The following is a 21228-nucleotide window of genomic DNA, read 5'->3' on the forward strand; positions in this document are numbered from 1 at the left end:
TGGCGTTCTTTCTGATAGTGCCCGGCACTTTTGAGTAAAACGCCATGATCCCTGCTCTCGTCGGGATGACAAAAAAACAGCAGCAAATACCTGAACAGCTTTAAGCTCTAATCTTGCCTTTTCCAGTTGTAATGTGTAGTATTACACGATACACACCGATATGCTTGTAAACTTCCGTCATAAGGGCTTGCAGCAGTATTACGAGGAGGGTAACGGTGCTAAGTTGCCCGCTCAATACCTGCGAAAGATCAACCGGATTCTTGACCAGTTGGACGCTGTAACATCGACCAGCGATATTCAGCAGATGGGTTCAGGCATTCATAAACTGACGGGCGACTTAGCCGACTTCTGGGCGATTACTATCACACCAAACTATCGGGTAATTTTCCGATTTGACAACGGGGACGTCTATGATGTAGACTACGTTGATTACCATTAACATACACAACTTATGAAACGCAATCTGGCACCTGTACACCCCGGCGAAATCCTGCGGGAAGATTATATTAAAGAGCGCGGCTTAACGGTCACCGAAGTAGCGAAAGGCATTGGTATTGCCCGCGCCAACCTGTCCGCCGTAGTGAACGAGAGGGCGGGCATCAGTCCTGAACTTGCGGTAAAACTGTCAGAGGCATTCGGTAACACCGCCCAATTTTGGGTAAACCTCCAGAAAAACTACGAGCTGTGGCACGCCGAAAAGAAGGTGAACCGCGCCCTCATTCAGCACTTCACTATGCCTGACAGAGGCCTACAACCCGCATAATCAAAATTCCTTGCCGGTCGATTACTTCTACATCCGCGACGACCGGGTCAACTACTATCTCTCGGTAGGCGGCTCCGAAACCAAAACCGTCTACTACATGGTCCGCGCCGTCTCAAAAGGCCGCTTCATCGTAGGCCCCGCCTCCGCCGACGCCATGTACAACCCCGAACTCCGAAGCTACAACGGCGCTGGGAAGGTTGTGGTGGAGTAAATAATTTAGCTTAAAATTAAACAGGATATAAACCCTTCAACACAAGAAGAGTTTTACGCAACTATTATGAGCAGTAAAAGTCTCTTCAATCAACTTAAATTGGCTTATGCGCCTTTGACTGCATACGAGTTTGCAGTTGTAAAAGATGATATATTAATTGAAAGATCGCTTTGCGACGCAAGCCTCTATTTACTTGCACAAAGACCTGTTATCACATTTGAAAATGTAATACCTGACAAATCTTTGTATCAATTAAATTTTGAAATACATCAAAGAGGCAACCCAAATATCATAAAATGCACATTGCCATTTGACCAAGAGGTATTTGAATTGAACGATGCTAGCGCTGTTTATGTGGCATTTAATTTTCTCAACAAATCCACCGAACAAGAACACCCTCCTCTTTATAATATTCATGGATTTTCTTTAGCAAGGCACAATCCTGATAGAAAGGAGTTCATTATCTGGTTCTCGCCAGAAAAGCTTTTACAGAACTGGTGGACGGGAAGTATAAACTGCACGATTGAAGGAGATTGGAAATCGCTCACTCGGTATACTGTGCATTATGTTGGTAAGGCAACAAAGCAGAGTATACTAAAGCGATTGAAAGGGCATTCTACGTTACAGGACATTCTTTCATTGGAGTCTCCTGTAACAGATAAACAACTTCCTGCAAATGAAATAGTTGTATTGCCCTTTAAATTTCAGGACAATTTACAAATGCAAACGTTTGGACTTGAGTCTGATACTGACAGCATGGTAGCTGCGTTGAAAGGAGAAAATTACCCTAATCAAGACACAGTCTTTCTTGATGCTGAAAAAGCTCTAATTAAAGCGATGCAACCAAAATATAACAAAGAATTATTTAAGAATTATCCAGTTAGCAAAGATGGGCTATACGATCATAAATATAATGCGATCGCATATACGTTTATGGACCCAATTACCTTAATATATACTGAAGGCGAAATCCGTGGTGGATTGACAGCTATGGGGGGCGATTCAATATTTATTTTAGAAAATCAAGAGTTTAAAATGTCTAAGTATTAATAAACTTTATGGAATATAAGAGTTCCAAAAGACGAACGTAGAATAAAATTTATACGTAAAGACGTCTCGCGGTGAATTCAGGGCTTCTCATCAGGTTATGCATAGAAACTGCTGACGCATAACGTAATTAAGCGACCAACCATTTTTATAGGAAAGCTATAACGGTGCAGTAAAGCGTGGCAGTTGCGTACCTACGGCACGCCAACGGGTTTTGCCACGATACCCGTTGGCTACCGACGCTGCGCTGTTTTGCCCCTAACGGGGCGAAATTTGTTGTATACTTGTATCATAGCATAAAGACCAACGAAGACCTTACTCGTCAGCGACAATGATTTCGCCAAAGCCCTTAAGTTATTGGGCGAGAATGGTATAGAAGCTCAGGTAGAGACGCCAATTCCATTTCTGCGTACTGGTAATGCCATCCCTACCGAAACCCCTGCTTCGTTCGGCGGGATATGGGCGAAGGATGAGCGTACAATGGAGTCTATTCGTAAGGCAGCATGGCCTAAAAGAAGATAGTTCTCTGTGATTCAAACGTCCTGTTTGAGTATTTTCGAGGTACGCCCGTTATGCTGCAAGAACTTGATGAACTCGGCTTTTCCCGGCTGGCTCCCAGCGTGATTTCAGAGGCGGAGATGTACGTCGGTATGAGGCGAACGGAGCGGCGAAAGACTACTGAGACCATTAGCAAGTTCAATATCATTGGCCTTGACGCAGAAATCTCCCGCACCCTTCTTCGGTTGACTTGGGAACACCACACAAAACGCCCTGGCATTGCCGATATGCTGATTGCTGCAATGGCACTGACCTACCCTGTCGAGTTGTTTACATTCAACAAGAAAGATTTCGACTTCATTGAGGGCATTACATTCTATTGGCCCAAATACCAGCATCAGTTTGGCCCAAAGCAAGAATAGCGATCAGATGACAGTCAGGCTACATCTGGTGGACCATTGTTCGGGATAATGCTTATCTTTCAAGACCTATTCCCAATATCTGCTTTCTATGAATCGCAACATTTTGATCGTTACCGGTGATGGTGGCGAAAGTTACGAAACCCTCTACGCCGTTCACCGTTTTCAGGAGGAGGGCGACACAACCCACATTGCCGCGCCCAGTAAACGGCGGCTCAACCTGGTTATGCACGATTTTGAACCGGGCTGGGACACCTACATTGAGCGGCCCGGCTATTGTCTGGCTTCCGACCTGGCTATAGAGGATGTGGTCGTCGAGAACTACGATGCGATTCTGCTGCTGGGTGGCCGCGCTCCCGAATACCTGCGTAACCATGCCGTTCTGCTGGAGATTGTCCGCGAATTTGACCGGCAGAGTAAATGGGTCTTTGCCATCTGCCACGGGATTCAGATTTTGGTCACGGCTGGTTTAGCCGCCAACCGAACGCTCACGGCTTATGAACATGTACGCACTGAAATCGAGATGGGGGGTGGCACGTATTCGACCCAGCAAGCCGTACGTGACCAGAACATAGTTACGGGCCAGACCTGGCAATCACACCCCGAATTTTATCGGGAGGTATTTGTCTGCCTCAACGAAGCGCAACCGGTGGAAAAGTAGCGACGGATGTCGCAGATCGGTTTCCTTGTTGACCAAATTAGTTCACCACATTGTGTAAGCCCCGCCCTCAGATAACTACTGAAGGCGGGGCTTGTGCATTACCGCTGAATCAACAGCCGTAGTGTCGTTGGCGATTGGCCGGAAGGCGCCACCTGAAGCAGGTACAAACCGTTGGGTAACTGGCCCGTGTTGACGCGGTACGGCTCCGTGGGGGCACTATCCAGTTGCGTTTGCTGGAGCGGCCGGCCGAGCAGATCATTCAGTTGCAAACCTACCGACTGGCCACGAGCGGGGCTGAGGTCGATCATTACGTGGTCGCGGGCCGGGTTGGGCCACAGGCTGAATGTGGTGCCAGGTTCAGCAACCGCAATTCGCCCGCCTGTTGGGCAGGTTGTCTCGGTGAGGCCCCATTGCTGTATCTGTCCTGTCGACAGCGTTTGCTGACTGATCTCGGCCCCTTCTACCGCACTGGCATTGCGCACCGTAATGGCTTTGCCCGAATTACGGCTAATGAAGCTGTAGTAGCCTTCGGCGTTACGCTGGGCTGTCCACTGCTGGTAATTGCCGCCCCAATACGTCCACTGTTCCAATAGCGCGTCATCAGCCGTAGAGCCGTTTCGCACCTGAATGCCTTTCTGGTTGTGCTGCACCGAGATGCGGTAATAACTTCCGTCGGCGGTGAACTGCCATTTCTGCCAGGGCTGCCCGGCGTCGGTGTTCAGTTGTAGTTTGGTTCCGTCGCTACCCGATCCGGCAGGTACGTTCAACGCCAACCCGCTGCCCCGTGGCTGAATGCGGTAACATTTACCGGGTTCGATCGCAGCAGAAGGACTACTCAACGAGACCAGCAAAATCGGACTTATCGCAATGCCGCCCCTATCGTCGGATACCGTCAGCCTGACGCTGTAGCTCGATTGGGGAATACCCTGTGCACCCGGCCTGATGGTAAAGACCTTCACCGGATTGGCTTCGGTGGAGAAGCTACCATCGCCAAAATCCCACTGGTAGGTGATGGGGTTACCATCGGGGTCCGATGATTTGTTTCCCGTGAAGGTCACGCTCAGTGGCGACGTACCTGTCAGCGACGTAGAGGTGGCTACCACAACGGGCGGGCGGTTGGCGGCCGTCGGAACGATGCTCACCTCAACGCCCCCGCTCCAGCCACGGCCTTTGCGGGCATAGACCCGGAAATAGTAGCGTTGTCCCGCCGTCAGTTCGGTCACTAGTAACGAAGTCCCCGTACCCTGATAGAGCACCTTGCCGCCATACAGGTCTGACCCGTTGCCGGTGAAGCTGGCGTTGGCCACATAGTTGATATCGAGCGGAATTTCCGTGAAACCCGACCCTACTTTTCCGACCACCAGTACATCATCGAAGCTGACAGTGGGGTTTGTCCACCGGAGCAGCACGCGGCTACTGTTGCCGCTGGAGGCGGTGGTGGCCGTCAGGCCGGTGACCGTTAATTTGGGCGAAGTACAATCGGGGTAAATTTTGACAGAATCCTGAGCAGTTGCGCCAGTGGCATCGGTCACTTTGAGTCCGACCAGGTAATAATAGGTGTCCCCATCGCAACCTGCCGGCGAAATCTCGACAACGGGATTGGCTCCTGACGTGGTCGACACCAGTTGCTCACTGTTGTTATGGCGCAGCTTCACCTGCCAGAGGTACGTCAGGCTGCTCGAGGCGTTGGTAACGGTAGCGGCGAAGGTGTAACTGGTGGCCTTGTCCAGCGCGTACTTGGCGTTGTTGACGGGGTTGGTGATCTGAACCGTTGGCGCCGTACTATTCAGCGAAACCACGAAAGTCTGACTGGTCGCAATGCCACCTCTGTTATCAGAAACCGTCAGTTTAACGCTGTAGCTCCGTTGAGGAACGCCCTGTGCACCCGGCCTGATGGTGAAGACCTTCACCGGATTGGCTTCGGTGGAGAAGGTGCCATCACCAAAATCCCATTGGTAGGTGATGGGATCGCCGTCCGGGTCCGACGATTTGTTGCCCGTAAAGGTTACGCTCAGCGGCGACGTACCTGTCAATGGCGTAGATGAGGCCACTACAACAGGCGGGCGGTTGGCAGGGGCAGCCGTGCAGCTACGTTCTTCGACGCTCCACTGCTGCTGTTGACCTGTACCCACGGTCTGCTGGCTGATCTCGCCCCCTTCGGCCATACTGGCGTTGCGCACCGTGATGGCCTTGCCCGAATTGCGGTTCACGAAACTGTAGTAGCCTTCGGCGTTACGCTGAACGGTCCACTGCTGATAACTTCCGCCCCAATACGTCCACTGTTCGAGCAGCGCATCATCGGCCGTGGCGGAACTACGTACCTGAATGCCTTTCTGGTTATGCAACACCGAAATGCGGTAGTAACTCCCGTCGGCGGTGAACTGCCAGCCCTGGGCTAATTGATTAGCATCGGTAGTCTGGCGAAGCTGGGCACCATCATTTGGCGAGTTGTTCTCTACGCTCAACACTTTACCACTCAGCCGCGACACCAGCCGGTAGCACTTGTTCGGTTCAATGGTGGAGACAGAGCCGGGCTGCGACAGGTTAGCTGCGAGGCTGGTTGTGGCGGTCAGGCCACCCAAGCAAAGCAGAAGGCCGCTGAAAAGGGTGTAATAAGCGGCATGCCGCCTCAGAATGTACGTAAACATGTGTGAATAGATAGACGGGGTTGAGTTTGAAAATGGTAGTTACCAACACGGAATAGCATACGCATTCCGGCAGACTCGGAGCGAAGCAGAGTAGCCACATACATAGCGCAATCGGGTAGCCGACGACCCATGATAGTACCAGTATCGTTAGGACAGTGAGCTACTTATGCGGTCACCAACATATATGATACTTTATTTGTATTTCGATGTGTTTAACAGGTACGTCTCAGAGGCAACTGAGTTGCCTGATATCGAAATGGTTTTAGTTTATCAACGTACCTTCAATTAATTCATACTGTGGGTCCACTAACAACCTCTGCCTGTTGCGTACCTTGCTGATTACCTTGCCTATACGTTTCTACAGGCACTAAGCCGCTGGGCAACGGAATTGTACGATTGGCTGGTTAACTTGCCCATAATCTCTCCACAGCTATGATCTATTTCACGCAGTTGATTTTTGTCAATGAAGGGCAGGAGTCTGTGTTTCACGAGTTTGAGAACATAGCCATTCCGCTTATTGCGAAGTACAATGGGCAGCTTCTGCTCCGGGTACGTCCCACCGACGAGGCATATATTGATGAGCAGTTGATGGAGAAGCCGTACGAAATTCATTTCGTGAGTTTTGAGACCGAGCAGGATTTCAGGGCCTTTTCGCAGGATGAGAGCCGCAAGCAGTTTTTGCACCTGAAAGAACAATCTGTTCGGGCGGCCATCCTGATCCAGGGCGTACGGTTGTAGCAGAGCGCATGGTGGGAGTACAAAAGCAGGCGGCACCAGCAAAACCAAAGCCATTTTATTCCGTTCTTCGCAAACAATACGATCCTTCAGCTACCACTTTTCAGTATGCGTATTCTGGCAGCTCTTTCTTTCGCTCTCTTTTACGTTGGTTTCGCGCACGCACAATCGAAACCCAAACTCGCCGTTACGCCCCTGACCGACCGGGTATACGTACACGTTACCTATGGTGAATACCAGAAAGACTTTGTTCCGTCAAATGGCCTCATCATCCGGACGGACGACGGCGTGGTGCTGGTCGATACGGGCTGGGACACCAGAGAGAACACCGACAACACGCGGCAATTGCTGCAATGGGTAGCCGACAGTCTGCATCAGCCCGTGCGGTTATGTATTGTCACCCACGCCCACGGCGACCGCGTTGGCGGCACGGGCGCGCTGCAAAAAGCGGGTATCCGGGTCATCAGTACGCCTCGAACAGCTCAGTTGGCAAGTAAAGATGGGTACGTGTCGCCCGAGGGTATTTTGCCAGCTGATACGACCTTCATCATTGGCAACGTACCTATTCGGTGTTATTTCCCGGGCGAAGGCCACACCAGCGATAATATCGTGGTCTGGTTACCAAAGCAGCAGATTCTGCACGGCGGCTGTTTCGTGAAAAGCGTCGCCGCATTCGGGATGGGTTTCGTAGGCGATGCGAACCTGAAAGCGTGGGGTACGTCGATGCGGCGGGTGATGGCTCAGTTCGGTACGGCCAAGATTGTGGTTCCGGGGCATGAGGAATGGGGCGATACCAAATCGCTGACACATACACTGCACCTGCTGGAAAAGCATGCTGCCCCTAAACGCTGACCGTGCCCCTGGCTTCGTGCTGTTTCCATTGCGACCTATACCGCCCGGTAAGCGCATGGTGACAATACGTACCGAGGCTCGTCATACACCTGCTCGACTGAACAGCACGCCGCCTGGTAACACCCTGAGTTTACCGGTGATACTGACGGCGAACCAGCCCGGCCGAAGCCTGCACATCGGCACTAAAAGGTTGTTGGTCATCAACTTAACGAATAACTTTAACGCCTATATTCAGCGAAAAAAGTCATTTCTTTTCTACTCATTCCTCCGTTAGACCCTTAACTAAAAAACAATGGGAAAATTCGTAATCACCGCCCGTACCAATGGCGAGTTCCAGTTTAGCCTGAAAGCCGGTAACGGGCAAACAATTCTAAGCAGCGAGGGCTACTCCTCGAAAGCAGGCTGCGAAAACGGCATCGAGTCCGTAAAGCGCAATTCGCAGGATGATGACCGGTTCGATCGTAAGGAATCGTCGAGCGGGAAGCCCTATTTCAATCTCAAAGCCACCAATGGGCAAATCATTGGCTCCAGCGAGATGTACGAAAGCGTATCGGCCCGCGACAACGGTATTGAGTCGGTGAAGAAGAACGCATTCGACGCAACAATCGACGATCAGACGCTCTAATACCTTACTTACCAGGTGGTACCCTAAACCGGGAAATAGGTAATATATTCTACAGTTTTTGTAGAATACTTCTACACCACCTATCGGTAAAAATGCCCTTAGCGGCCCAAAATTGGCATTGGCACCAATTTTGGGCCGTTTTTTCGTGAAAATCTCAACGTTATGAAAAAGAAGGTGTGGGTAGTAGGCGCCATGTTGGCGGCCATTACCAGTTTATCATCCTGCGCCACTGTAGAAGGGTGGCTTTACAAAGACTCTAATTCTGTCAATCGGGCTCCTGCTTCGGCACGTCGCTCAGATCGCGATGACGACCGTAGACGTGATGATGACCGCAACGGCCTGTTTTCACGCAATGAACGCAATTCAGATCGTGATCGGCGGAACAATGGCAACGATCGGGACGATGATACCAAAACGCGGAAAGGCTTGTTCTCAAATCGCGATAGTGACCGTGATCGGGACGACGACCGCATGACGAGCCGCGATCGGTCAGGTTCATACAATAACCGGTATCGGTCAGATTCGAATAGCAGCAACCGCTGGAATTCTGACTCCTATAATAACCGATATAGGTCTGACTCAAATTCGGATCGTAACGACTCAGATGATCGATATAGCCGCGACAATGACCGCTACAGTTCTGACTACTCGTCGAATGACCGGTATAGCCGCTCTGATTCCGACCGTGATGGCCGTTACTCATACAACTCAGACCGGTACAGCGACAACCGGAATTCATACGATGACCGGAATGATAACCGGAACGGTTCGGACATGAACGGCCGGTCGAACCGGAACGACGATCGCTACGACAGCCGCAACTCAAATAATGACCGCTTAAACAGCCGCGATTCATACAATAGCGGCTATGACAATCGGAACGGATATATTGACCGGAATGATAATCGGAACTCATATTCAGACCGAAACGATAACCGGAATTCATACGATGACCGAAACCAGTCGCGCCAGGATATGAACCCTAGCTCGCAGGGCAACGATCGGTACAACAACGAGCGGATGAATAACGATAGCCGGATGGGGTCTAACCAGCAGAACGGCAACGATTCATACAATAGCCGGTCAAACAATGGCAACGATAGCTACGGCAATTATTCGCGAAACCAGCAAGGTCAGGGTTCGGATAACCGGAACATGAACGGATCGAGTAACGATTCGTCAATGATGGACAATCAGAACCGGAACAACATGGATCGCTCGTATTCGCAGACAGACCGCTCGTACAACCAGAACGATCCGAACCGCAGCCAGAGCATGAACAGCGGTCAGCGTAGCGACTCGAACTCAGGTGGCCGGACCGGAAACAACGATCGGTTCAGCAATGATCGTCAGGATCTGATTGAGCAGCTCGATGAGCAGATTGCTAACATTGATAAGCAAATGGATGGCATGAAAGGTGACGGGTCTAATGAAAACCGGTCGGCTCGCAAAGCACGGGAAGATGCTCAGAAGGACCTTCAGGATAAACGCCGCCAGTTGACTGACCAAGTATATAAAGTGCAGCACACGTCGGAAAACGATTTCCGTCAGGTACGTCGCGAAACAAATCGGATGGTCGATGATGTGAGCGATTCGCTGGAGAAGATGATGAAGAAAGCGGATAAGAAATAGATCAGCAGTCATCACATACAAAAAGAGGCCAACATGATTGTTGGCCTCTTTTTGTATGTGATGACTGGAATAACCTGGATTGTTCTGGTTTCCGACGATTAGTATGGACTAGGATACAGCAGCGTTGTAATGATTATTGCCGTTAGCATCCAGAACAGATCTCGTTGGCTGATCTCGCGGCTAACCAGAGCCAGCGCTATAAACAGAATAGGAAAACCGTAGGCTATTGTACGAATGTAGTCGCCCTGCATCAGTACGGTAAAGGTTGTTACGCCCGTCAGGCCACCTACAATAAGCAACAGCAGATATTTTTGACGCTGCCACAGTAAGAAAAGCATGGCCAAAATCAAAAGCCAAAAACCCTCATACCCTGACCATAATCGGAAACCGGCTGTTTTTATAGCGCCAAATACGGCGAAGAATACGCTTTCGCCGCCGGTTGGCGATGATAGATTAAATCTATAAATGAAGTACAATCGGATGGCCAGGTACGTTGAACAACCAACCAAGGCCGCTATCACCTGCTTGTTTAGCCGTAGATCGGTAAGCGTAGTCAGGCTTATTGGTCGCTCTGTTTTATAAGGGGCCAGCAGATGGTACGCAAGTATCAGGGTGACGTTGAACACAGCTCGCTCGTCGACCCAGGACGCCAGAAATACGCATAAACCAATCAGTAGCGGGTTTCTAAAATAAATGGCGCCCATCATAAATGTAAAGGCAAACGCGTCGCCAAAACCTGATACATCCAGGATGAAAGCCGCCCCGGCATATAGGCCCACGAAACCCGCCGCAAACAGCAAGGCGAGTTGCCGATCCTTGAGCAGTTTGTAAGCTTCACCAAGCACCATGTATAAATAGCCTATCCCCAGCACTACCTGCACTGAGTACATGGCTAGTGGCGACCTAAAGACGGTGTAGAGAACCGGCTGGAAAAGCCGAAAGCGCATACTGGCAATATGGAAATGACTATACACCTGCAGCCTTTCCATCAACCAGTCGGTTGTCTGGTAAGCAATATCAGCCCAATAATAACAGCAGTAATCTGGATTAGGCTGACCTATAGCGATCCAGTAGAATCCGATGAACATACGAAACTTATCGAGGTTCAATCCTACGGGGAATACAAGTACTAACAGTAACAGAAGACAGACTGATTTTACGCGCCAATGGCGGCCAAAAAGACCTTGATTATCTACAATGTTGTGAGTAAAATTACCAACCATAGTACTATAGAGTATGTATTATGCTACAGACTAAATAAACTTATTCTTTGTAATGAGACAAAAACGGTGTAGTTTAATCCATTAAGCGGTACATCGGGTAACCCATGCCCTTCGTTTACTCATATTCAGTAACGCTATTGTTACACAATTACCTGACGTTAACTCAGCTTATTTGCTTACCATAATGGCCTTAATTCGACCTGTGCGGGGCATTTTGCCTCAATTCGATGATTCATGCTGGTTTGCCGATAACGCCACAGTTGTGGGAGAAGTCACAATGGGCCGCGACTGTACCGTCTGGTTCAACGCCGTAGTGCGGGGCGATGTGAACCGGATCACCCTGGGTGATCGCTGTAACGTGCAGGATGGGGCCGTTATTCACTGCACCTACCAGAAAACGGCCACCACTATCGGCAATTATGTGTCAATTGCGCACAATGCCGTTGTACATGGCTGTACGATCGAAGATCAGGTACTGGTTGGGATGGGGGCAATTATTATGGATGGGGCCGTGATCGGCACAGGGTCAATCATTGCAGCCGGAGCCATTGTTACGCAGAATACCATTGTACCGCCGGGCAGCATCTATGCGGGCAACCCTGCCCGCCTGCTCAAAGCCGTATCGCCCGAGCAGGCAGAGGTGTTCATGCGCACCGCAAACAACTACGTTATGTATGCTGGATGGTTCAGGTAACCGGCTGATTGGTCACCAATCAACGAACCCAACCCTGGGCCTTGATCTGTGTTTGCTGACCGGCTTTGGTAGCCAGTACAATCCGGTCGGGAGTGCTGGTCATGTAGCCAACGGCAGTGATTCGGCTGTGATTCTGTAATTTTTCGAACTCCTGTGGCTTCACGGTGAACAGCAGCTCATAATCTTCGCCCCCATTCAGCGCTGCCGTTATCGGGCTGATCTTGAACTCCTCGGCCGCCAGATACGTCTGGTCATCGACCGGTATATTCTCGTCTAAGATGACCGCTCCCGTACCCGATTGTGTACACAGATGAAGCAGCTCAGATGCCAGTCCATCCGAAATATCGATCATGGCCGTGGGTACCACATCGAGGTCACGCAGTTCGTGGATAATATCTGTGCGGCCATCCGGGCGTAACTGCCGCTGAATCAGGTACGCCCGCTCTTCCGACAGTGACGGCTGCATGTCAGGGTTAGCCAGATACTCCTGCTTCTCGCGTTCAAGCAGTTGCAGACCCAAATAGGCCGCTCCCAGATCGCCTGTTACGCAGATCACATCATTAGGCTGGGCCGTGTTGCGGTAGGTAATGCGGTCTTTATCTACCTTCCCGAGCACAGACACCGAAATAACGAGTCCCGAGCGCGACGAGGTAGTATCGCCCCCAACAAGATCAACATTATAGGCTTCGCAGGCCGCTCGAATACCCGCGTAGAGTTCATCAACCGCTTCAACCGTAAATCGGCTACTGAGGCCCACACTAACAGTGATTTGCGTGGGTAAGCCATTCATAGCCGCAATATCTGACACATTCACGGCTACGGCTTTGAAGCCCAAATGCCGAAGCGGCATATAGGTCAGATCAAAATGAATACCCTCCAGCAGCATATCCGTCGATAACAGGCCGAATTCAGAATCTGACAGGGCGAAAACGGCGGCGTCATCACCAATGCCCCGAATAGTGCCGGGGTGTATAGCAGCGGGGGTTTCTTTCCGAATGCGATCGATCAAACCGAGTTCGCCAAGTGTATCGAGTGTAGTCATAACAAAAAAGCCGTTCCAGTTTAACGGAACGGCTTCTGTATTGAATAAGTTGCGAACGCCTAGCCCTTCTTGAGGTTATAAACGTTTGTTGTATTGCCTGTCTTAGGGTCGGGCGTAGTGCGGGTTAATGTCACTGTGCCATCGGCCAGGTTAGTAATGTTAAAGGTGATCGTGGTACCGCCTGTCAATGGACCCGCCGAACTCGTTAATCCGCTCAATACAATTTGGGTGTCACCTACTAAGGCATACGTTCCGGTAAACACAGTACCATCTACGGCTGTATACGTAACAGCTGGAGGACTCGCCAGGTTGAGGCGGAACTGTGAATAGCCAGGCTTTGTGTTTGACGTACCACCAGCCGTATAAACGGTTGTACCACCTTCAGTTACTGATTGGGCTACGTACGCGTTTTTAATTTGGTCAGAAACAGGAACGGCAGGGGCCGGCGACTTACAGCCCGTCAGGACGTAAGCAAACACGCTAAGCGCAAGTAGGAGTGTGTATTGGGTCTTTTTCATAAGCCTTTTTTGCATCTGACTCGAAGGTTAAAGGTACATGTATAATTGTTAAATAGACAACGCCGGTTCCTGTTATTTTTGCGTGAGTGACTAAACGGCCAATTCTGTGACACCCCCACCCAATTTACCTACTTATTCGCGAGCCCAGCTTGCCCTTCGAAACGGTAATGACCGCGACGAAATCTGGTGCGCTTACCAGGGTCTGATCTACGATGTAGGTACGTCCCGTTTATGGCGCAACGGTACCCATTACGAACACTGGGCCGGGCAGGACCTTACCGATGAACTGGCCGATGCTCCCCATACCGAACTTGTTTTTCAGCGGTTTATAGCCGTAGGTATTCTTGCTCAATAACGAATGACCTCTACCTTAATTGCCGATAGCGGCTCCACCAAAACTGAGTGGCGATTAATTCAGGCTAACCAGCCAGCGATCTCCATTCGAACAGACGGGCTGAACCCCTATTTTCAGGATGAAGACCAACTAGGGCAAACCCTCCACGACCAATTACTGCCTCAACTCCCCACACTGACTACTCCACTCTCCGTTTATTTCTACGGAACAGGTTGTACGGGCCAATCCAGTAATGAACGTATTACCCGGGCTATCCGGAAAACGTTGCCAACTACCACTACTATTCACGTAGCCAGCGATATGCTAGGGGCCGCCAGAGGGGCTGCTGGCCATGAAGCCGGCATTGTCTGCATTCTGGGCACAGGGTCTAACGCCTGCTTTTTCGACGGTGAGCAGATCACCACGCCCAGCTATTCGCTTGGCTTCTGGCTAGGCGATGAAGGTAGCGGAGGCAACCTGGGTAAGCGCCTGGTCACTAACTTTTTACACGGCAAACTTCCTACCAATCTGCACAGTGCCTTTGCCGATCAGTACGGGCTCGACCGATTAACGGTGCTGGATCATGCGTACAATCAACCCTACCCGAATCGGTATTTTGCCAGTTTTACACCGTTTTTATCTGAAAACCGCGAGAACGGATTTGTGCGGAACCTGGTACTATCGGCTTTCTCTGAATTCCTGCAACTTTACGTTTATCGAATACCGGATTATACGCAACATCCCATCCATTTTGTTGGCTCTGTAGCGTATTATTTCAACGATTGGTTACGGGAGTTGCTGGCCGATCATCACCTGCAGACAGGGCATTTTGTGCGCGTCCCGATCGATGGACTGGTTGCTTATCACACATAAAAAGTCGTAACCCCCAAGCAATAAACGCCCCTGAGTTACGACTTTCTTCATGACAATTTTTTACTCCGTCGTCGCTCAACCACCTTCGTTGGTAAGCGTGATATCGAATCTGACCGTGGCCGTTCCCAGCAGCGCACCTGTTCCATTGGCACCCGAGAAAACCGACACTTTCAGCTGGTAAGAGCCAATATCAGGTTTAAAGCCCTGCCCGGTTGGATATAGCAAATATGGAGCGGCATTAGTATAGACGGTCCGTTTAGCTTTTCCGGTTAATTCCATCAATACACTTCCCGTTGTCACCTTGGGCTGACAGCTCAGGTTAACCAACACCGGCATTTTTTTGCTATCGAGCAGGTCGCCGTCTACCAGATCTTTCAACACTTTTCCCTGCACATCGAGCAGAGTGGTTGTGACCGCAAAACGTGGTGCGGCACGCACCGTAATCAGAAAGGTATCGCTGACCGATGCTCCCGCGTTATCGGTGGCTTTGGCAACGGCGGGGCTTGTACCAATCAGCGTAGGTATTCCCTGAACAACCCGTTTGACGGGATCATAACTCAGGCCAACCGGCAAACCAGTTAAGGTTACCGAAGCAATGGTGCCGTCAGGATCGGTAAACGTACCTGCCGGTACTGTAAATGAAGCAGGTGTATTGACAATCAGTACCTGATCAACTACCGGGATTGCCACTACCGGCGGTTTGTTTGGCCTAACGCAGGGCGTTGTGTAGGTCAACATTTGCTCAGTGCCACTTTGCCGTACCCGAAGCACCAATGCCGTACCGTAGCGCGGGCCTTCTGCCAGTGTGTAAACAGCCTGATTTGTCCAGTTAAGTACCTGATCAATACTGTAGCTGATCGTCGTCCCGTCGCCATCGGCGGTTTGAAACTCCAGTTTGCCGGTAACACAGTCTATTACCGGAGGTAGCAGACGTAATGGCTTTACCTGAGGAATTACCGTAACGACAAACGTGGTAGAGACCGTGCCTCCCCGATTATCAGTGGCAATGGCAGTGAGCGTCCAAACGCCCGTAGCTGTAGGCGCACCGCTTAATGTGTGCGTGTTATCGGCGTAGATCAACCCCGGGGGTATACCGGCAATGCTTACATGGTCAATAGTTCCATCGGCATCATTGAATGTTGTTACAGGAACTGGCAATGATACGTTTCGGAATTGCGTTAACGTCTGGTCGGCCAGTGGTGTTTTTACTGTTGGAAGCTGATTAGGCGGCGGACAGCTTGTTCTGAAGACGCCAAAAATAACCTCGTCTCCCTGCCGGGCTTTGATATCCAGCTGATAATTGGTTCGCAAGTCAACCGACAGTGTGAATGATGACTGCGGAGACCACGCGATAACGCGATCAATGCTGTACTCAATAGGTGAACCATCGCCATCGGCCGTTCTGAACTCAAATAATCCCGTGTTGCAATCCAACAGCGGTTCCAGGAAGCGGAGTGGTTTTACGTCGCGGCCAATTTTAATGGTAAATGTGGTCGCTATCGTGGCCCCTCTATCGTCAGTGGCAGTAACGGTTACAGTCCATACACCGGTAGTTGATACAGTACCGGTAATCAGGCGGGTGCCCGCATCGTAACTTAAGCCCGGGGGTAGCCCATTAACCGCAACCGAAGCAATGGTGCCATCCGAATCGGCGAACGTACCTACCGGAATAAGGATCGAAACGGATTTGTTTACAATTGCCGTCTGGTTGGTTATCGGCACACTAACTACTGGCTCTTTATTCTCAACCGAACAGGTGACCGTATAGGACAATACCTGCTCCACGCCACTCTGACGGGCTCTGACGGTGATTGGAACCGTGGCGAACCTGTATAGGTCGGTCAGGGTGTAAACAGACCGGGTATTATACGAGTATAACTGATCGGCCGCATACTCTACAGGCGTTCCGTCGCCATCGGCCGAGCGAAACTCAAACCGGCCCGTAGTACAATCCAGAAGCGGATTTAGCAGTCGTAACGGCTTAGTATTCGAGGCAGCGCCTGCTGTTAGCTTAAATGAAGTTGATACCGAAGCTCCCTTATCATCAGTTGCTGTTACCGTAATCGGCCAGACACCCGCACTGCCAATCGTTCCCGCCAGGGTACGTGTAGACGGCACGTAAGTGACTCCCGTCGGTAAACCAGAGAGATTTACCGACGCAATTGTTCCGTCTGGATCTGTAAACGTATTCTCAGGCAGTACGATGCTAAACGCCTGACCTGCTATAACCGTTTGGTCGGCCAGGGCATCGTTGACGACCGGCGGTTTGTTAGACGCAACAACAGGACACGTAGTCTTGTAACTGAACGTAACCTCCGTGCCGCTTTGCCGGGCCCGAACCGACAGGGTACTACCCGACCGAAGCGCCTCACTCAGCGTATACACAGTTTGCGTATTCCATGAATACACGTTGTCAATTGAATACTCAACCGCCGATCCATCACCCTCCGTTGATCGGAACTCAAACCGGCCAGTAGAGCAATCCAGGATTGGCTCCAGCAACTGGAGAGGAAGTGTAGTCCGTTTTACGGCCAGCACAAAGTAATCAGTTACCGTAGCGTTACTGTTGTCGGTAGCGGTTACGGTTATCTCATTTGAGCCGATCAGCGATGGGGTTCCGCTAATTGTGCGCGTAGCCGGGTCATAATTTAAGCCAGCAGGCAAACCCGAAACTGCCACCCCGGTAATCTGTCCATCCGAATCGGTAAACGTGTTATCGGGTATTTTAAATGAAAACGACTTACTGACCACCGCCGTCTGGTTGGGCACCCGGTTGACGACTGTAGGTGGCGAGTTTTGTGGAACCGTAGACCCATTGCCAATTATATCTTCATCAAGCAGAATTCGTACCGGACCCTGGTTTCCGCCGCGAATTGTAGCCCATTGGCCAAATACACCACTTGAATACAAGTTTCCCTGAACAACCGTCGATAATTTATAGGTCATTGTACCAACAGGTGTTATCGTTGGCACAGGTTGCTCCAGCAGGCGCTTGGCCTTCATTCCGTCGAGCAATGTTCTGAGTTGGCCCTCCTGATTGAAATCGAGGAAATAGTTGGCAAACGTAACGATTTTGGCGCCGTACTTAAAGCTGGTTTCGATTTGGTCAGCGATTGTTTCCAGATTCGATTGATCCCGGTAAGACGATAGGCCATCTACCTCATTGAGTACCCAGCCACCCGGCTTAACGTTGCTCCGCAACAGATCCATCGAGAACTGGTACAGGAAACCCGGCGAATCGTTCACTTTTACACCATCCGCAAACTCAGACAGGCTCTTGAAACCCAACGTACCCCGGTTTGGTGTGTCAATTACGCTTCCCTGCTCGGTAATTACCCGAATGGTTGGATCAACGGACTTTACCGTTTTAGCAAACCGGTCATTAAATGATTTCAACTGTGAATGACGAAACGAGTACCAGTCAGAACCGCGCTTACCCAGATACAGTGAGCCGTTGGAAGCATCAGGATAGGTTGGCTGAATAGTGCTTATAGTCTGGTAGTTAGTACCCCAGGCTTTATTTACGGCATCGAGGCTACCGTTATATTTGGCTACGGCCCAACGCTGAAAGTCGCCGATCGTGAATTCATTGAAATCATACGACGTAGCGTACTGATCAGGAAAGTTTGTTCCCCAGTATTCGTTTTCCCAACCCGGGTTGAACGTAACCGCCATAAAAAGCAAATCGCCACGGTCGTTGAGGTATTTATAACGCTGCGTTGCCGAGCGAACAAAATCCTGAATTTTATCGATAGCAGGCGTATAGCCAAACCGGACGTGGGTTCCCCCTTCCAGATTCAGAACATTCCCCCTGGTATCCTTCATGGATTGCTCTTCGGGCCAGTAGCCGGTTCGGTCCTTACGGATCGTTCGTATGCGGAACGCAACTTTTACATTGTTCCGTTGGGCCACGTCAACAAACCGATCAATATAGGCCCAGTCGGGATTACTGTTCAGGCTAGGCTGAACCACATCCCAGGCAATACCAATACACACAGAGTTACAACCATGCGCAATGGCATCTTCCATACCGGCAATCTGACGGCGTTGCATGCTCCCATCAGGATCACCATAGTGATAGATCGTATACATGGCAAACCGTTTTCCATCATCAACATAACCCTGAGCAAAACTTGGTACCGTCTGCGCTATGCATGTCAGCAGAAGGAACCAATAAACAAGCAGCCTCCCAATCGTAATAGATCGTTGCATATTTTCTTAGTTGGATTTTGTAGGCACAATAATCCTGGTCGGCCATCGGGAGGCTGTCACCGGGCTGAACAGAGGTACGCTTATCGTCTGGGTTAGTTGAGGGCCACTTTTAAGGAATGTATGTACATCTAAAGGGACCTTGTCGAATCGTGTAACAATTATCGTGCGAGGATATAGGATACCGTAAAACAGATATACTTGCAAAATCATATGTTAACATTACAAAGAGACCCAAGACAAAGATAACCAGACGGTTTATCCTAGCGGCTTACTTCGGACAATATACTATCAGTTTTATAACGACCTTTACGGTCAAAAATCCATCAACAAAGTTCGTCTTTCGGGCGTTACTCATTCATGGCTAATCGGTATTATTTGAAAGTGAAAGAAGTGGTGCGGGAAACTCCCGATGCCATCACCATACAATTTTGGCATCCTATTAATGAAGTAGTCCGTTATCAGCCCGGCCAGTTTTTGACGTTTTTATTGACCATTGGTAACCAGAAAGTTCGCCGGTCATATTCAATGTCCAGTTCCCCGCACGTAGATGCTTCGTTGTCGGTAACGGTTAAACGGCTCCCAGGCGGCCTGGTATCTAACTATCTGTGCGACAGAATAAAAGAGGGCGACGTACTTGAGACTCTCGAGCCAATGGGTACGTTCACACCCAACCTTATTCCAACGGCCAACCGGTTACATATATTGATCGGTGCAGGCAGCGGTATAACGCCGTTGTTTTCAATGATGAAATCGATGTTACATACTGAACCGAACAGCGAAGTTTGGTTAATTTTCGGTAATCGTAACGAACAGGAGATTATCTATAAGGCCCATCTCGACGCCATTTCGGGGGTTTATACAGACAGGCTAACCGTTACGCATATTCTGAGTCAGCCAAGCCCAGGATGGACGGGCTTTTCGGGTCGGATTAATCAATCTAACCTGTTAAAACTGCTTGAAACACACAAGCCAGATTCGTTACGCCAGGCAGAATATTACTTATGTGGGCCGGATGGGTTAATAGACGAAGTGCGTTCGGCACTGAATTTGCTGGCCGTGCCGTCAGACAAAATTCACCGCGAAAGCTTCCAAACAGCTACTACAGCGCAGGCTGTTGGAACCGTTGTTGAAGGCGAAAGCGACGACGAGGATGATAATGGCACACAGGACGTTACGGTATTGTATGAAGGCAATGAGTACAAATTCGTAGTTGAGCCCCACCAAACTATTCTGGAAGCTGCACTTGAGCAGGATATTGATCTTCCCTACTCGTGCCAGGCCGGGATGTGTACTGCCTGTCTGGGTAAGTGCATATCGGGCGAAGTGAAGCTCGATGAAGAAGATGGCCTGTCGGAATCAGAAATTAAAGCTGGGTACGTGCTCACCTGCGTGGCGCATCCGGCCTCTAAAAATGTAGTGATCGAGATTGACTAAGACTAGACACAGCGCGCTGTGATGCCGGTGAAGGATCGACCTTGACCGGCTTTTTTTCGTATATACTCCTGTGCAACACCTCCCCGCCCCCATCATACTGGTTATTATTCCTGCCTTCAACGAAGAAAACTCGGTGGGCAACGTAATTCGTGAGATTCCGGCGGATCTCGTTGCCGAAGTAGTGGTGGTGAATAATAATTCCAACGACCAAACGGCGGTTCAGGCCGCTGCTGCGGGCGCTACTGTACTCGACGAACCAATTCAAGGGTATGGCCGGGCTTGTCTCCGGGGGCTCACATACGCTCACAATCGTCAACAAAAGCCCGACATCATCGTTTTCCTCGATGCCGACTATTCTGACTACCCCGCCGAACTACCCAATGTTGTTGCGCCAATTCTGGCCAATGAGGCTGATCTGGTAATTGGGTCGAGGGCGTTGGGAGAACGGCAGCGTGGCTCCATGACGCCGCAACAGGTGTTTGGCAATTGGTTGGCAACCCGGCTGATCAGCTGGTTATACGGAGTTCATTTTACCGATTTAGGCCCATTCAGGGCCATTCGTTATGATAGCTTGGTGGCTATTGGTATGCAGGACACTACCTATGGCTGGACAGTGGAGATGCAGGTGAAAGCCGCTAAACTCGGGCTTCGGAGTGTGGAGGTACCTGTTCGGTATCGGCGTCGAATTGGCCATTCCAAGATCTCAGGTACGTTACGTGGCACCGTATTGGCCGGTTATAAAATTTTGAGTACGATTGCAAAGTATAAGTAAGTGGCAACAGGCAGTTGGTAGGTGCGTTGCTTAGT

General features: G+C 50.2%; 20 protein-coding genes. 15 read left to right on the forward strand and 5 right to left on the reverse strand.

Annotation, left to right across the window (positions count from 1 at the left end; translation table 11 throughout):
- The first annotated feature begins 160 nt into the window (after positions 1–160).
- From J2I46_RS16330 to J2I46_RS16355, 6 genes are all read left to right on the forward strand, one after another.
- A complete protein-coding gene (locus J2I46_RS16330; RefSeq protein ID WP_207330099.1) occupies positions 161–439 on the forward strand; it encodes a type II toxin-antitoxin system RelE/ParE family toxin in 279 nt (92 codons plus the stop codon).
- 12 nt (positions 440–451) lie between these two features.
- The gene (locus J2I46_RS16335) at positions 452–763 is read left to right on the forward strand and encodes a HigA family addiction module antitoxin (RefSeq protein ID WP_207330100.1); all 312 of its coding nucleotides are present in this window, start codon (positions 452–454) and stop codon (positions 761–763) included.
- A gap of 10 nt (positions 764–773) precedes the next feature.
- Positions 774–974 (forward strand): alpha-2-macroglobulin family protein, encoded by a 201-nt coding sequence (locus tag J2I46_RS16340; protein WP_207330101.1) that lies wholly within the window; start codon positions 774–776, stop codon positions 972–974.
- A gap of 66 nt (positions 975–1040) precedes the next feature.
- The gene (locus J2I46_RS16345) at positions 1041–2024 is read left to right on the forward strand and encodes a hypothetical protein (RefSeq protein ID WP_207330102.1); all 984 of its coding nucleotides are present in this window, start codon (positions 1041–1043) and stop codon (positions 2022–2024) included.
- A 515-nt stretch (positions 2025–2539) separates the two neighbouring features.
- Positions 2540–2941 (forward strand): type II toxin-antitoxin system VapC family toxin, encoded by a 402-nt coding sequence (locus J2I46_RS16350; protein ID WP_207330158.1) that lies wholly within the window; start codon positions 2540–2542, stop codon positions 2939–2941.
- A gap of 88 nt (positions 2942–3029) precedes the next feature.
- Positions 3030–3599, forward strand: a complete 570-nt coding sequence (locus tag J2I46_RS16355) for a DJ-1/PfpI family protein (RefSeq protein WP_207330103.1) — start codon at positions 3030–3032, stop codon at positions 3597–3599.
- A 98-nt stretch (positions 3600–3697) separates the two neighbouring features.
- Here J2I46_RS16355 and J2I46_RS16360 read toward each other — a convergent pair whose 3' ends face one another.
- A complete protein-coding gene (locus J2I46_RS16360; RefSeq protein ID WP_207330104.1) occupies positions 3698–6247 on the reverse strand; it encodes an RICIN domain-containing protein in 2550 nt (849 codons plus the stop codon).
- Positions 6248–6679: 432 nt separating this feature from the next.
- Between J2I46_RS16360 and J2I46_RS16365 the strand changes: the two genes are divergently transcribed.
- From J2I46_RS16365 to J2I46_RS16380, 4 genes are all read left to right on the forward strand, one after another.
- Positions 6680–6985 carry a DUF1330 domain-containing protein gene (locus tag J2I46_RS16365; RefSeq protein ID WP_207330105.1) on the forward strand — a complete coding sequence of 102 codons (306 nt, stop codon included), beginning with the start codon at positions 6680–6682 and terminating at the stop codon, positions 6983–6985.
- Between the two features lie 105 nt (positions 6986–7090).
- Entirely contained in the window at positions 7091–7834 is a 744-nt protein-coding gene (gene bla, locus J2I46_RS16370; protein ID WP_207330106.1) for a subclass B1 metallo-beta-lactamase, read from the forward strand.
- 292 nt (positions 7835–8126) lie between these two features.
- Positions 8127–8459: a YegP family protein gene (locus tag J2I46_RS16375; RefSeq protein ID WP_207330107.1), complete on the forward strand. Its 333-nt coding sequence runs from the start codon at positions 8127–8129 to the stop codon at positions 8457–8459.
- Between the two features lie 162 nt (positions 8460–8621).
- Entirely contained in the window at positions 8622–10091 is a 1470-nt protein-coding gene (locus tag J2I46_RS16380) for a hypothetical protein (RefSeq protein ID WP_207330108.1), read from the forward strand.
- Positions 10092–10189: 98 nt separating this feature from the next.
- On the opposite strand, the gene J2I46_RS16385 is transcribed toward J2I46_RS16380, so the two are convergent.
- Positions 10190–11179: a hypothetical protein gene (locus tag J2I46_RS16385; protein ID WP_207330109.1), complete on the reverse strand. Its 990-nt coding sequence runs from the start codon at positions 11177–11179 to the stop codon at positions 10190–10192.
- 319 nt (positions 11180–11498) lie between these two features.
- On the opposite strand from J2I46_RS16385, the gene J2I46_RS16390 reads away from it, so the two are divergent.
- On the forward strand, positions 11499–12008 hold the full coding sequence (locus tag J2I46_RS16390) for a gamma carbonic anhydrase family protein (RefSeq protein ID WP_207330110.1): 510 nt from the start codon (positions 11499–11501) through the stop codon (positions 12006–12008).
- Between the two features lie 19 nt (positions 12009–12027).
- On the opposite strand, the gene thiL is transcribed toward J2I46_RS16390, so the two are convergent.
- Both thiL and J2I46_RS16400 read right to left on the reverse strand, forming a co-directional pair.
- Positions 12028–13050: a thiamine-phosphate kinase gene (gene thiL / locus J2I46_RS16395; protein WP_207330111.1), complete on the reverse strand. Its 1023-nt coding sequence runs from the start codon at positions 13048–13050 to the stop codon at positions 12028–12030.
- Positions 13051–13109: 59 nt separating this feature from the next.
- Positions 13110–13568: a hypothetical protein gene (locus J2I46_RS16400; protein ID WP_229379794.1), complete on the reverse strand. Its 459-nt coding sequence runs from the start codon at positions 13566–13568 to the stop codon at positions 13110–13112.
- 106 nt (positions 13569–13674) lie between these two features.
- Between J2I46_RS16400 and J2I46_RS16405 the strand changes: the two genes are divergently transcribed.
- Both J2I46_RS16405 and J2I46_RS16410 read left to right on the forward strand, forming a co-directional pair.
- On the forward strand, positions 13675–13923 hold the full coding sequence (locus J2I46_RS16405; RefSeq protein WP_207330112.1) for a cytochrome b5 domain-containing protein: 249 nt from the start codon (positions 13675–13677) through the stop codon (positions 13921–13923).
- 3 nt (positions 13924–13926) lie between these two features.
- Positions 13927–14775, forward strand: coding sequence for an N-acetylglucosamine kinase (locus J2I46_RS16410; RefSeq protein WP_207330113.1), 849 nt, complete (start codon positions 13927–13929; stop codon positions 14773–14775).
- A 75-nt stretch (positions 14776–14850) separates the two neighbouring features.
- Here J2I46_RS16410 and J2I46_RS16415 read toward each other — a convergent pair whose 3' ends face one another.
- Complete coding sequence (locus J2I46_RS16415) at positions 14851–18867, reverse strand: putative Ig domain-containing protein (protein WP_207330114.1); 4017 nt, start codon at positions 18865–18867, stop codon at positions 14851–14853.
- 477 nt (positions 18868–19344) lie between these two features.
- Between J2I46_RS16415 and J2I46_RS16420 the strand changes: the two genes are divergently transcribed.
- Positions 19345–20421: a ferredoxin--NADP reductase gene (locus tag J2I46_RS16420; RefSeq protein WP_207330115.1), complete on the forward strand. Its 1077-nt coding sequence runs from the start codon at positions 19345–19347 to the stop codon at positions 20419–20421.
- A gap of 70 nt (positions 20422–20491) precedes the next feature.
- A complete protein-coding gene (locus J2I46_RS16425) occupies positions 20492–21193 on the forward strand; it encodes a glycosyltransferase family 2 protein (RefSeq protein ID WP_207330116.1) in 702 nt (233 codons plus the stop codon).
- The last annotated feature ends 35 nt before the right edge of the window (positions 21194–21228 follow it).

The sequence above is a fragment of the Fibrella forsythiae genome, from assembly GCF_017353175.1.
GTDB classification, from domain to species: domain Bacteria; phylum Bacteroidota; class Bacteroidia; order Cytophagales; family Spirosomataceae; genus Fibrella; species Fibrella forsythiae.